15 protein-coding genes are annotated in these 13,681 nt (G+C 50.6%); all 15 read right to left on the reverse strand.

Features of this window, described 5'->3' with window-relative positions; translation table 11 throughout:
* Window positions 1–79 precede the first annotated feature (79 nt).
* Window positions 80–1,525 carry a 4-alpha-glucanotransferase gene (gene malQ / locus MOZ60_RS06660; protein ID WP_370596080.1) on the reverse strand — a complete coding sequence of 482 codons (1,446 nt, stop codon included), beginning with the start codon at window positions 1,523–1,525 and terminating at the stop codon, window positions 80–82.
* Window positions 1,526–1,549: 24 nt separating this feature from the next.
* On the reverse strand, window positions 1,550–2,026 hold the full coding sequence (gene rlmH / locus MOZ60_RS06665) for a 23S rRNA (pseudouridine(1915)-N(3))-methyltransferase RlmH (RefSeq protein WP_277009269.1): 477 nt from the start codon (window positions 2,024–2,026) through the stop codon (window positions 1,550–1,552).
* Window positions 2,023–3,054 (reverse strand): S1C family serine protease, encoded by a 1,032-nt coding sequence (locus MOZ60_RS06670; protein WP_370596081.1) that lies wholly within the window; start codon window positions 3,052–3,054, stop codon window positions 2,023–2,025. The genes rlmH and MOZ60_RS06670 overlap by 4 nt, the downstream gene beginning before the upstream one ends.
* Window positions 2,966–3,799, reverse strand: a complete 834-nt coding sequence (locus MOZ60_RS06675; RefSeq protein ID WP_370596082.1) for an MBL fold metallo-hydrolase — start codon at window positions 3,797–3,799, stop codon at window positions 2,966–2,968. The genes MOZ60_RS06670 and MOZ60_RS06675 overlap by 89 nt, the downstream gene beginning before the upstream one ends.
* Window positions 3,789–5,312: a M23 family metallopeptidase gene (locus MOZ60_RS06680; protein WP_370596083.1), complete on the reverse strand. Its 1,524-nt coding sequence runs from the start codon at window positions 5,310–5,312 to the stop codon at window positions 3,789–3,791. Before MOZ60_RS06680 ends, MOZ60_RS06675 begins: the two co-directional genes overlap by 11 nt.
* Window positions 5,312–6,679, reverse strand: a complete 1,368-nt coding sequence (dnaB, locus tag MOZ60_RS06685) for a replicative DNA helicase (RefSeq protein ID WP_370596084.1) — start codon at window positions 6,677–6,679, stop codon at window positions 5,312–5,314. The genes MOZ60_RS06680 and dnaB overlap by 1 nt, the downstream gene beginning before the upstream one ends.
* Window positions 6,679–7,128: a 50S ribosomal protein L9 gene (gene rplI / locus MOZ60_RS06690; protein ID WP_108774374.1), complete on the reverse strand. Its 450-nt coding sequence runs from the start codon at window positions 7,126–7,128 to the stop codon at window positions 6,679–6,681. The genes dnaB and rplI overlap by 1 nt, the downstream gene beginning before the upstream one ends.
* Window positions 7,112–9,085: a GGDEF domain-containing protein gene (locus MOZ60_RS06695; protein WP_370596085.1), complete on the reverse strand. Its 1,974-nt coding sequence runs from the start codon at window positions 9,083–9,085 to the stop codon at window positions 7,112–7,114. Before MOZ60_RS06695 ends, rplI begins: the two co-directional genes overlap by 17 nt.
* On the reverse strand, window positions 9,082–10,014 hold the full coding sequence (locus MOZ60_RS06700) for a DUF2232 domain-containing protein (protein WP_370596086.1): 933 nt from the start codon (window positions 10,012–10,014) through the stop codon (window positions 9,082–9,084). The genes MOZ60_RS06695 and MOZ60_RS06700 overlap by 4 nt, the downstream gene beginning before the upstream one ends.
* Window positions 10,015–10,103: 89 nt before the next feature.
* Window positions 10,104–10,811 carry a DUF554 domain-containing protein gene (locus tag MOZ60_RS06705; protein WP_370596087.1) on the reverse strand — a complete coding sequence of 236 codons (708 nt, stop codon included), beginning with the start codon at window positions 10,809–10,811 and terminating at the stop codon, window positions 10,104–10,106.
* Between the two features lie 59 nt (window positions 10,812–10,870).
* Window positions 10,871–11,101 (reverse strand): 30S ribosomal protein S18, encoded by a 231-nt coding sequence (rpsR, locus tag MOZ60_RS06710; protein WP_108774378.1) that lies wholly within the window; start codon window positions 11,099–11,101, stop codon window positions 10,871–10,873.
* 13 nt (window positions 11,102–11,114) lie between these two features.
* A complete protein-coding gene (gene ssb / locus MOZ60_RS06715) occupies window positions 11,115–11,612 on the reverse strand; it encodes a single-stranded DNA-binding protein (RefSeq protein ID WP_108774379.1) in 498 nt (165 codons plus the stop codon).
* On the reverse strand, window positions 11,612–11,911 hold the full coding sequence (gene rpsF, locus MOZ60_RS06720) for a 30S ribosomal protein S6 (protein WP_108774380.1): 300 nt from the start codon (window positions 11,909–11,911) through the stop codon (window positions 11,612–11,614). Before rpsF ends, ssb begins: the two co-directional genes overlap by 1 nt.
* A gap of 104 nt (window positions 11,912–12,015) precedes the next feature.
* A complete protein-coding gene (locus tag MOZ60_RS06725) occupies window positions 12,016–12,501 on the reverse strand; it encodes an Lrp/AsnC family transcriptional regulator (RefSeq protein ID WP_370596088.1) in 486 nt (161 codons plus the stop codon).
* Complete coding sequence (locus MOZ60_RS06730; protein ID WP_370596089.1) at window positions 12,501–13,679, reverse strand: pyridoxal phosphate-dependent aminotransferase; 1,179 nt, start codon at window positions 13,677–13,679, stop codon at window positions 12,501–12,503. The genes MOZ60_RS06725 and MOZ60_RS06730 overlap by 1 nt, the downstream gene beginning before the upstream one ends.
* Between the last annotated feature and the right edge of the window lie 2 nt (window positions 13,680–13,681).

Here is a 13,681-nt window from a genome sequence, read left to right on the forward strand (position 1 = left end):
GTCGGATATAGCACGAAAGAATCATGAGGAACTTTCACGATGTCTAACAAAAAGAAATATACAAGGCTTGATCTTCGATCTAGCTGGCAGTGCGGCAGTACAGCTTCATGTTTTCTTTCAGCCATGCAGCAAGTGCGGCATCAAAGGCACCCGTTTTGGCACGCCAGCACCAGTTGTGAGTGCCGCCATACGGGTTGTTAGTGCGTTCCGTGCCGGCCAGACGAAGAATGTCCTGCGCCTGGACAATGGCAAGATCACAGGGAGATCCCCAGACACATTTCAGCATGACCTGCCAGAGTTCCTTCTTTGTACAGCCAAAGTATGCGCATGCCCGCTGCGCCCTTTCCGGCTCATCTTTGATCCACCCCATCAGCGTATTGTTATCATGGGTGCCCGTATAGACACAGGCATTGCGCAGTGCATACTGAAATGGCATATACCAGGAACCAGGATCCTTTTCATCAAAGGCATACTCAAGGATGCGCATGCCCATGAAGCCGGATGCTTTGACCTGGGCTTTGAATGCATCATCCAGCTCACCAAGATCCTCCACCAGCATTTCCTTTTTACCATTGGCCTGTTCCAGTCTGTCAAACAGATCCTGACCCGGTCCCTGACGCCACTGGCCTTCTCTGGTATTGGGATCAATGGCATAGTAGCGGAAAAATCCCTGAAAGTGATCAATCCGCAACATGTCGCAGAAGCGGTATTGAAACATGGCACGCCGGATCCACCAGGCATAGCCATCCTGCTGCATTCTTTCCCAGTTGAACAGCGGATTTCCCCATACCTGACCCGGCATGCCGGCACAGGCAGAAAGACTGCCGTCAGGATTCAGAGAAAACTGTTCTGGATGCGCCCAGACATCAATGGAATCTGGTGCCATATAGAATGGCAGATCGCCAATGATCTGCACATCCTTTTGTTTTGCATATTCCAGCAGTTCTTCATACTGCCTGAAAAAGAGATACTGCACACGCTGATAAAAAACAGCACTGTCATGATGCTTTGCAATCACTTCCCCTACAGCTTCACTCTGCCGGGTGCGCAGATCCTGCGGCCACTGCTGCCATGATCTGCCCTGCTGGCTGTCTTTGACAGCCATGAATTCCGCATAGTCCTTCAGCCATGACTGCTCTTCCTTTACAAAGGACAGGTAGTCAGCCGGATTTACTTCCGGCATTCTTGCACATGCCTTTTTCAGCAGGGCAATGCGCTGTTTATACAGCCTTCCATAGTCAATCCAGTCCTCTTCTTCCACAGCAGGCAGTTCCTCTTTTTTCAGATAGTGGTGCTCCGCAAGCCAGTCCAGATCAATCAGATAAGGATTGCCGGCAAAAGATGACAGGGGCTGATAGGGTGAATTGCCATAGCCCGTAGGGCCAAGTGGCAATATCTGCCAGTAACGGATACTGGACGCTGCCAGAAAGTCAATGAACTGCTTTGCACTTTTGCCGATAGAGCCGATGCCATAGCTGCCGGGCAAGGATGGTACCGGCATCAGAATGCCGCTGCTTCGCTGCATGATAATCTCCTCATTTCTTTTCCATTATTTATGATACGGTTCATGATGCAGAATCCGAAAACACCGATAGATCTGTTCCAGAGTGAGAATCCGGCAGATCTGATGGGGAAAGGTATTGGCTGAAAGCTTCCAGCGGTAATCACTGCGGGCAATGACATCCTTGGACAGTCCCAGCGATCCCCCAATCACAAAATCAATTTTACTGTGTCCGGAAGTATACAGCTTATCCAGATAGTCTGCCATCTGGGGTGAGGTCCACTCTTTGCCGGCAAGATCCAGCAGAATCACATACTCATCCGGATGAATCTGTTTGAGCAGGCGTTCCCCTTCTTTCTGCTTCACAAGTTCATTTTCCGCATCGCTGTTTGTTTCCGGTGCTCTTTCATCAGCCACTTCCACAAGCTCAATCTTTTCATACGGACGGATGCGTTTGACATATTCCTGTATGCCGTCCCGCATCCAGGCTTCTTTCATCTTTCCACAGGCAATGATGCGGATCATTCGGCAATCACACTCACATCCATCTGACTGCCATCCCGGATGATGGTCAGAGAAAGCTCCTGGCCGCTTGCACAATCGTACAGCACAGATCGCAGTTCCTTGAGATTGTCTGTACGTGTTCCATTCACCGCAGTAATCACATCATTGGTCTGCAGAATATCCTGTGCACTGCCGCCAGCACTATTCACGAGAATTCCCTTGGAAGAGTCCAGATTCAGTCCACGTTCATTCTTCTGATACTGGCGCAGATCCGAAAGGTTGATGCCTGTTATCGGCAGGCATCCTCTGCTCACACTGCCGTCCTTTAAGATTTCATCATAAGCTTTCTGTACATCTGAAACACCGATCGCATAGCTGCGGCTTGTTTCACCGTTTTCCACACTGTCCAGCATCATGCCAAGCAGTGCGCCGCCGCCATCACACAGCGGTCCGCCAATGGCAGAATTGGCCAGACGGATATCCGTTTCAATCAGCTGCGCATGCCACAAGGTGGAGGATGTGACTCTGCCCATGCCGGCATCAGAAGCGGTGCCAAAGGCAACTCCCATCCTGCCGGTATCCGGATTGCGTCCGGAAAGAGAACTGACATACTCACCAGCGGACACACTGTCGGAATCACCTTTGGTAAAGACAGTTACCGCGAAAGAAACCGGCACTTTGATCACGGCAATACCCGTGCCATCATCTCTGCCGATGACCGTACCATCAATTTCCGTTCCCGAATCAAAATAAACGGATGCAGCATCATTGTCATTGACAATGCTCTTGCATGTTACGATGTACGCATTGCCCTCATCTGAGCCAAAGATCACGCCAGACCCTCTTGTTGAGGAGATAACCTGTACAACCGAAGCACGCACATTGGCAACCATTGCGGACAGATCAGATGTGTAGTCAGTCAGTGTATATTCACTTTGTTCCTGGGCTGTATCTTTCTTTTCAGATGTTGTTTTTCTGGTCAGGACATAGGTCAGTCCCGCATTCCATGCCAACAGCACGATAAACAGTCCCGTAATCCATTTCTTCATCCGTATCCCCCCTGGTCAGTATTTCGAACTGACCGGCAGCTGCTACCACCAGACGGCGGTTCAGGTCATGATGATGCGCCAGCAGTAAATCACTGCTGACAGCAAGTGCCTTCTCTCTTGTATTGCCCTCCTGTGACAGATGAGCGAGAAAAATCGTTTTTGTATTTTCAGTAGTGACCGCATCCAGTACAGCCGCACAGTCCTCATTGCACAGATGTCCTTCATCAGAATAGATGCGGGCTTTGACATACTGCGGCCTTCTTGTCCTCATCAGCATGCCCACATCATGATTGCTTTCCATTATGACAGTATCCGCCCCCTTCATCAAGGCGAAATACCGCTCTGAAACGTATCCGGTATCGGTCACATACACGAGCTTTTCAGTGCCGTTTTCAAAGATATAGCCAGTTGTATGTGGGGCATCATGGCTCAGAGCAATCGGTGTAATCTTCAGCGTTTCAATCACGAAAGGCTTCATTGCCTGCACATGCAGCGTCTCAATGTCCGGAATCTCCACAGGTGAATAGATCGTATGATCCGCAAAATGGCGGATCTGTGATACATGATCCGCATGATCATGTGTAATCAATACCGCATCAATCTCATCTGGATGTGCACCAACCTTTGCCAGGGCAGAAAACAAATATTTCTTTGTGGAGCCACAGTCAATCAAGATACAGGTTGTGCCATCCCGCACCAGACAGGCATTGCCTTTTGAACCACTTGCCAGTAAATCAATTCTCATATGCATACCCCGTACAGTCCAGATAGCCGTCGCATGGATTCTGCGCATTGTCCGGCTGCTGGACACTGATATAAAAGCTTAATGCTGGTGCAGTGGCATTGCCGCTGGTACCGATCTGACCGATCACTTCGCCGCGCTGTACGGTGCTGCCCGTAGGAAGAGAAGATGCCTCGTTGAGATGGCCATAGCAGGAATACAGACCATTGCCATGGTCAATCATGAGATAATGGCCATGATTCTGGTCATAGCCATTGGCTTCGACAATGCCGGCATCAGCAGCCCTGACATCGCCATAGCGGTTGTACACATTGATGATATCCAATGCTTCATGGCCGCTGTAGTCATCCCAGCCGCAGGCAATTGCCGCATTATCCACCGGCCAGATGAAATTGCCTGTGCCAAGTTTTCCTGCCTCTCCCGGCGCCACAGCTACGACCTCATCCACAGCCTGCCTGTCATCACGTTCTGAAACATAGCTGCCCTTGATCAGAACACCGTTGGTCCACGTCTCCTGATAGAGAACGCTGCGCTCACCGCTGACTCCTTCCTGCAGCACTTTCCGGCTTCCGGGTGCTACGGTTTCATCCTCTATATAATGCGTCGCAAAAGGAATCTCTTCCTTCACCAGCCGCGCCTTTGTCACATTCACAGTCAGGGCCGAAGTAAAATAGGTTATATTCAACTGCTGACCAGCCAGCAGAAACTGATGCACACTGGAAATCGTATCGGCATTGAGCATCATGACCTGACGGGCAGAAAGCCCTCCATTCTTTGCCCCAACGCCGGCAAGACTGTCTCCATCTTCTACCGTATAATACGCTTTTTCCAGGTCCGGTCCATATTCCAGCCAGTTCAATACCTCATCCGTGCTGGTCATGACTTCATCCACCGGTGCAGCAGCCTTGGCATAGGTGATCTTCTGACCAATGGCAATACCCGTTGTCTGTTCGCCTGGCTCACTGAGCGCGGGCAGAGTCTGCCCCCTTTCCAAGCGGTCCAGATCATCACTGCTGACAAACAATTCCAGAAAAGAATGCAGTGCCTGAAGGAACAGCTCTCTGTCAGTGACATAGATCTGGCCACTGATGCTATCATCACCGCTCATGGTAACCTTCACGGCACCGATTGAAAAAAGATGATTCTCCTTCAGATAGGAAAAGATATCCTCATCCGCATTGCGGTAGGAAAAGTAAGACTGCTCCCGCGTGAGATAGAGATCCTTTCCCAGAGACAAAGACGTATCCGGAAAAGATTCTGCATAACCATGCTCATATTCCTTTTGCAGAAAATGATCGAGCTTTTCCCGGGAAGAAAGAACACCGATCCGGGTGGCACCGTCATAGAGAACATACTGTGTGGATGGATGCAGATGAATGGCTGTGACAGACTGCGAAAAAAGACCGGTGGAAGCCAGATTCACATTTGCACCAATGGATGGAGACAGCAAAGAAGAGACCATCACAATGCCAATTGCTGCCAGCAGGCAGGCTGTCACAGACCAGAAGTGCTTCATTATTCTTCCGGCTCCGTCTGCCCGCTGATATTGAACAGGGCATTGGTATTCGCCTGGAAGGCAAGCATGATCTTCCTGGTAGCACCATTTCTGTGCTTGGCAATATTAATCTCCAGCTGCTCACTGTTATTCTTTTCCGCCTCTTCCTTGGCTGCCTCATTGTAATAAGAATCACGGTACAGCATCATGACCACATCGGCATCCTGCTCAATTGCACCGGATTCACGCAGGTCAGAAAGCATCGGGCGCTTGTTCTCACGCTGTTCAACCGTACGGCTCAACTGTGACAAAGCAATCACAGGCACCTGCAGTTCACGGGCAACATTCTTCAGACCGCGCGAAATATCAGAAACTTCCTGCTGCCTGTTTTCACCCGCATTGCGCCTGTCCCCGGTAATCAGCTGAATATAGTCAATCATAATCAGGGAAAGACCACCCTTGTGCTCTGCCTGCAGACGTCTTGCCTTAGATGCAATGTCCGCCACCTTGGTCATCGGATTGTCATCAATGTAAATATGTGCGCTGCGCAACTCACCTGCTGCCTCATTGACCCGGTTCCAGTCATCATCACTCAGCTGGCCGGTCTTGAGATTATCAGCCTTGATGCCGCTTTTGGCACTGAGCATACGCATGCCAAGGGACTCAGCCCCCATTTCCAGCGAAAACAGCGCCACTGCCGCATCCGGCTGGTACATTGCCACATTCATCGCCACATTCAGCGCCACCGCTGTTTTTCCCATGGAAGGACGCGCCGCAATGATGATCAGATCACCGCGCTGAAAGCCATGCAATGTATTATCCAATGCTTCAAACCCAGTCTTCATGCCAGTCACATTACTGTGAGCCTCTGCCATCTTGTGAATATTGGCCAGAACATCGTTCATAACCACCTGGGAAGACTTGAACTCACCTGCCCGGCGGTTGTGCGATACTTCCAGAATCTGCTTTTCTGCTGCATCCAGATAATCATCCACACTGGTCTGACCTTCCATGCCATCTTCGGCAATCCTGGCCGCCGTTTCAATCATGCGGCGCATCAGAGCCTTGTCTTTGATCAGATTGATGTAGTTCTTCGTGTTATAGCTGGTAACAGAGGCATCTACCAGCTGGGTCAGATACGCAATGCCGCCGCTTTTCTCCAGCACATTCTGATCTGAAAGACGTGTTGATACCGTTGCCAGATCAATCGGACTGCCTTCCTGATACAGCTGACTGGCCGCAATAAAAATATTCCGATTGGCTTCCAGGAAAAAATCATCCCCCGACAGTCCCTCTTCCATTGCCAGTCTGGCCGCATTGGGATAGACCATCATGGTGCCAAGCAGACTCGCTTCTGCTTCCGGCGCCGATGGCAGCACTTTTGCCATTATTGCTCACTCCCGAACAGATGGACATTGATCGTACCGATCACACCCCTGTAAAGCTCCACTCTGACCTTGGTTACGCCAAGCGAAGAAATCGGATATGTATCCAGGATCTTGTGCTTATCGATACTAATGCCCTGACGGCGCAGCTGCTCCACAATCTGCTTGGTAGAAACAGAGCCGAACACTCTGCCTTCCGTGCCGGCCTTTACCTGAAAGCGCAGCTCCATCTTTTCCAGCTTCTTGGCCGTCTCTTCAGCCTCAGCCTTCTTTGCTGCCTCCAGCTCAGCTTCCTTTTCCTTCTGTTCATGCAGCACTTCCATGCTGTGGGCCGTCTGCGGCACTGCAAGACCTCTTGCCATCAGAAAGTTTCTGGCATATCCATCGGCGACATCCACAATCTCGCCTCTTTTTCCGACTTTTTTAACATCCTGCTTAAGAATTACCTTCATCGTCACTTTCCTCCTCTTTCTGATATTCGCCCAGCGCCATTTCCAGCTCTTTTTCAAGTGCTGCAACTGAAGTATTCCTGCGCTGGACAGCAGCCGCGGTCATATGGCCGCCGCCATTCATCTTCTCCATGATCAGCTGTACATTGATCTTACCTGCACTGCGGGCCGAAATGCATGTCTGGCCATGGTCATCATCCGCCACCACAAAGGCAGCCTGTACACCCTGAATCTCCAGCAGAGAATCTGCTGCCTGGCTCATCAGAGAACGCGTCATTTTCTGGCTGTCATATGCGGCAATCAGAATCCCCGGTTCATACTGCTTTGCACAGGCAATCACACTGCTCTTCAGAGCAAACTCACTGTATGTGTCCTTCAGCCATTCATTGGACATCTGCGGATCAGCCCCATATTTGCGCAAAGCACTGGCTGCATCAAACGTTCTCGCCCCGGTGCGCACATGCCAGTGATCCGTATCAATCGTCATACCCGTTAACATAAACGTTGCATCCAGTTCAGACAGATCCGTCTTGGTAGATACATACGGAATCATCTCTGTCACCAGCTCACTGGCACTGGAAGCACCAGCCTCAATATACACAAGCACCGGTTTGACACCCATGTCCGTAGAACGCCGGTGATGATCAATGACCACAACCTTTTTTGCTGCTTCCTCTACCCTGGCACCATTGGACTGAGAAACGTTATGATGATCCGTCATGATGACCAGAGTGTCATTGCGCAATTGATTCAGTGCCTCTGATTCAGTCACAAAGCTGACTTCATCCTGCAATTCCTGCTTATGGGCAAGCATGGCTGCCCCAAGTTTTTCCTCAATCCCGCCGGTTTTGGCAATGATGCATACCGGTTTGCGCAGTGCCTGCACCATCCGGCTTAAGGCAAGCGCACTGCCCATGCAGTCAAAGTCCGCATTCTTGTGGCAGGCAATGATGACATTGGAAGAATTCATAATCAAACCGCGCAGGGTATTGCTCATAACGCGCACCCGCACACGGCTGCGCTTTTCGGCTGCCTCACTGGAGCCGCCGAAATAATGCACTTCACCGCCGCTGGACTGCACTGCCACCTGATCACCGCCTCTTGTCTGCGCCAGATCCATCAAAGTGGAAGTCATATTGTCCAGCTCCTCAAAATCACCCGTGCCACGGGCAAAAGCCATCGACAGCGTAATGGATACTTCCTGCTTCTGGGCAGCCTTGCGCACTTTTGCAAGGACGCTGAAATGATCACCCGCCACTTCCTGAAAGATCTTCTCATTCAGAACAAGCAGATAGCGGCTGTTGGTCACCCGCTTCATCAGAATGCCATGTGCCTGGCAGTATTCCATCAGTGGTGTTCGTACCGCTACATTGATGTTGGCTGCCTCCGCTTCATCCGCAAACTGAATACTTTCATCATAGTTGTCAAACGATGCCATGCCAATGACAACCTGTTCCTGCTCACAGCGCGTCTTGTACGCTGTAATCTCAGTGATATCACGGAAAAGCATGATCGGCGCATCCTCTTTGCGCCTGATCTCATAGACTCTTTGATCCAGAACAACCATACATGTATCCTGATCGCCGGACAGCAGATTGCCAACTTCCGGCACCCAGGCAGTAAGTCTGTCACCAACGCGGTCAATGCCGCGCTGCTGAAACAGATCGCTCATCCAGGTGATGCGATACTGATCATCATAAATGACAAGACCAATCCCACCGGTCAGGAACGCTTCCTGGGAACTGGAGCCCAGGATTGAGCGCACCCCGGATGACTGCTCTTCATAGATGTCTTCAAAGCTGTCAAACAGATAATAGACAAAGGCGCCCTCTGTGATCAGAATGATCAGAGCCCCTACAATATTCTGCTCTAACACAAAGGCAAGCAGCAGTAAGATGCCCAGCTGCACAGCCACTACGATGGCCATCAGCCGTTTCAGCCGTACCAGTTTCTCTCTCATGACTGATTCCTCCCCGCCAGCATGCTCTGATGCATATCCGTTGAAATATAGACAAAGCCAAACATAGCTCCCAGCATACTCATGATCATCACCAGCATAACAATCGGCAGCGCAATCCATTTAGAGATATGAGGATTGCGGGCTCTTGCCCAGACTGTCAGACCAATCACGGCAAACAGATCCAGATAGTAATAGCCCGCCAGGCCAAGGCCCATGCACACGGCCTGCACAGTTTCGCTTATGCCCGTACTGCGCATGGCATAGAAATAGGCAAGAACACCGACAAGCGCCACATAACCGGTCCATTTGGGCGGATAATAATCGCGCAGCGGTGTAGAAGGCGGCAGCGGATAATGCAGCCGCTTTAACATGATCCGGGAAAGCATGTGGGTCACAAATCCTTCCAGCATACCTGACAGCACAGCCGCCAATATAAAGAGTTCTCTAGCCAGGCTGTCCAAATTCATGATGTCATTGAAGGAAACACCCATCTGCGTGCCAACCTGATTGAATACATCTTTGATCTGGGCAAGCGAACCGGCCATATCATAGCCAAAGAAGGAGGCAAACACAACCATTGAAAGCGTATCTGCAATTGCACCAAGGGCCATGGTACGGATCAGCAGACGGCTGGCTCCCGTTCCGCGGTGAATTCCATCGCCATAGACCATGCCGATGAAGGACTCCGAAGCCATGTAAAACAATGCCTGCGGTGTGCCCAGCACGATGCACAGAATGCAGATCGCAGCCAATACCGCCCAGCTGTCTCTGATGCCATAGCGGGCGGCATAGAATACCATCGGCAATGGCAGCAGAAACACGGCGGTGCCTTCAAAGAAACCGCCGGTCCAGCGGTCAATGAGAATAAGTACGCCAAGGATCGCTGCCATCATGGCGCCGTCTGTCAGTTTTCTAACGTTATGATTCATATAAATTCAAATCCAGAAGCCAGGAAACACATCCCTCTGGCTGTCAGTTATTATAGCACGGCTGCTCACAGCCCTTATATCAATGCGCATTATGGCCACAATGCCGCCACAAGGATGGCCGGCAGAATGTTTGCCACCCGGATTTTGCTGTCAAAGACAAGGTTCACCCCCACACAGAAGATCAGTACTGAACCAACATAGGATATATGATCCAAAGCAGCGGTGGTGATCAGCGGCGCAATCAGCTTTGCCAGCAGAGTAACGCTGCCCTGCAGAATGACAACCGGAACAAACGAGAACAGACACCCTTTGCCAAGAGAAGCAGACATGACCATGACAATGATCAGATCCAGGACGGCCTTGGCAAACAGAATGGAATGATTGCCATCGATGCCATCCGCAATGGCACCGACAATGGCCATGGCACCGATGCACACCGTCAAAGAAGCACTGACAAACCCCTCAATGAAATGACTGTCACTGCCATTGCCCGTCTTTTTCTGCAGACAGACGCCAAACCGGTGCATCCAGCCATCCAGATCCAGCAGTTCTCCCACAACTGTCCCTATGGCCAGAGAACCGATCATCATCATGCTTCCCTGCGTATTAACAACACCATCCTTGATCGTAAGCATCTTGCTCATAGCGCCGCCGATGCCGATAAAAAGCACCGCTGTCCCATTGACTTTCAACAGCGTTTCCTGCATGCGCTCCGGTATCTTTTTGCCAAACACCATGCCAATGATGCCGCCGGCAATGATCGCCAGAGCATTGACCAAAATACCAAGTCCTGCCATATGCACTCTCCTTCTGCCAGAAAACAAAAAACCTTGATTTCTCAAGGCTTTTCAAATCATTAGTCCTCTACGTAAGGCAGCAGAGCCATCTGACGTGCACGCTTGATTGCAACAGCCAGCTGGCGCTGATACTTGGCGCGGGTTCCTGTTACACGGCGCGGTGTAATCTTGCCGTTGGAAGAGATGAATCTCTTCAGGAGCTCAACATCCTTGTAATCAATATACTTGATGTTATTCTTTGTGAAATAACATACCTTTCTGCGGCCCATTCTCTGCTTTCTGAATGCCATTATGCTTTCTCCTTTAGAATGGCAGATCATCACTGGAAATCACCAGTGAATCCCCGTTCTTGAAATCGTCACCGGAAGCAGAATCATTCTGCTTTGCCGGCTCATTGAAGGACGGCTGTGCGTTGTTGTTATAACTTCCATAAGACGGAGTACTGCTCTGCTGATAGGAACCGGCAGCCTCACGGCTCTTCCTGCTCTCCAGCAGCTGCACATTGTCACAGACAACCTCGGTCACATAGACCTTTTTGCCATCCTTGTCATCATAGTTTCTGGTCTGAATGCGGCCTTCTACGCCAACCAGATTTCCCTTTCTGGCATAAGAACCAAGGAAATCGGCACTTTGACGCCAGGCAACACATGGCACAAAATCCGCGCTCTGCTGACCATTGCTGTCACGCGACATCCGACGGTCAACCGCTACCGTAAACTGTGCAACAGAAAGACCGGAATTCGTCTTGCGGACCTCAACATCCTTGGTCAGCCTGCCAACCAGAACCACTCTGTTAATCATTATCTGGCCTCCGCGGCAATGTCGCGTGTGATCAGGTAACGAACGACATTCGGGTTAATGCGCATCAGACGGTCAAATTCTTTCACGCAGGCATTGTCAGCTTCAAAAGCGGAAACGACATAGTAACCCTTTGTCATATCATCAATACGGTATGCGAAATCGCGCATGCCCCATTCATCTGTCTTGACGACCTTGCCGCCCTGATTGGTAATGATCTTATTCAGATCACTGATCAGTGCAGATCTCTTGTCTTCCTCTACAGATGCATTGATGATGTACATGACTTCATACTTTTTCATTGTGTACACCTCCTTCTGGACTAAACGGCCATTTCTGGCAAGGAGCGGAAAACCCACTCGCCGGAATATATTACCATTTGCAGGCAGGCATGTCCACTGTTTTTTCAGGAGATCTGAATGCGGTCATCGCCCTCTTCTTCAAACTCCATGGCAATGCCGTCCACCTTGTACTTCTTCAAAAGGAAACATGTCACGGTGGACTGTACACCATCAATCGGCGCCAGTCTCTGACCGACAAACTCTGCCACCTGGCGCATTGTACGGTTGGTCACCATGACCAGAAATTCACTCTTGCCCGAGACAAGATAAAGATCTGTTACTTCCGGCAGCCGGGCAATCTTCTCAGCAATACGGTCATATCCGCGTCCCCGTTCCGGCTTTGCCGCAACCTCAATGATCGCTTCCGTATGTTCCTCATCGGTTTTATCCCAGTTGATGACCGTATGATAGCCACAGATCACCTTTTCATTCTCAAGACGTGCCTTTTCATTGGCAACATCCTCAGGCTTTTCATTGAGAATATCTGCCAGATCCGTGACGGAAGCAGCCGGATCATTCTCCAGGCAGTGCAGCAGCTGTAATGTATCCATTAGTTTGTCCTCTCTTTCCTGTGATCATCCAAAAAGCATGCAATACGCTTCATTGCCTCCTGCAGGTGGCGCAGACTGTAGGCATACGAAATACGTGCATATCCCTCACCGCATGAGCCAAAGGCAGTGCCCGGAATAATGGCCACCTTCTGCTCCTTCAGCAGTTTTTCGCAGAATTCTTCTGAGCACATGCCCGAAGAAGAAATATCCGGGAATACATAGAATGCGCCTTCCGGCTCAAACGTCTTCAGACCCATCTCATTCAGCTTGCGCACACAGTACTGACGGCGCCGGTCATATTCATTATGCATCGCCTGCACTTCATCATCACAGTCAAACAAGGCTGTCAGAGCCGCATTCTGCGATGTTGTCGGCGCACACATAATGCATGACTGATGAATCTTTGTCATCACACTGATCAAAGGCTTCGGCCCACAGGCATAACCAAGCCGCCAGCCCGTCATACTCCATGTCTTGGAAAAACCGTTGACATAGATCGTTCTTTCCTGCATTCCCGGAATATGTGCAATCGATTCATGCTTTGTCCCATAGGTCAGTTCTGAGTAAATCTCATCGGCGAGCACAATCACATCGGTATCCTTCAGCACATCCGCAATCGCCACCAGATCTTCATGCCTTAATACTGCACCGGTTGGATTATTTGGATAGGACAGCACCAGTAATCTTGTACGCGGGGTCAGAGCATCCCTGATCTGCTGCGCACTTACCCGGAAAGAATTCTCTACCGTTGTCTGAATATGCACCGGTACCCCGCCAGTCAGCGTAGTGATCGGCTCATAGGAAACATAGCACGGTTCCGGAATGATCACCTCATCCCCCGGTGCCACCAGGGCCCGGATTGCCAGATCGATGGCCTCTGATCCTCCTACCGTAACCAGGAAATCCTCAGGGGGATAATGCAGATCATAATGCCGGGCAAGCCAGCTGCTCAGCCCCTCCCGCAGCTCCTTCAGACCGGCATTGGACGTGTACTTGGTATGACCTGCCTCCAGAGAATCAATGGCAGCTGCCCGGATATTCCATGGCGTCTGAAAATCAGGCTCACCGACGCCAAGCGACATACAGTCCGGCATATCAGCAGCCAGATCAAAGAATCTGCGAATCCCACTCGGCCGCATATTCTTTGCCCGGTCGCAGATAATCTTATCGTAATCCATCC

Source organism: Grylomicrobium aquisgranense (genome assembly GCF_033971865.1).
GTDB lineage: Bacteria > Bacillota_I > Bacilli_A > Erysipelotrichales > Erysipelotrichaceae > Bulleidia > Bulleidia massiliensis.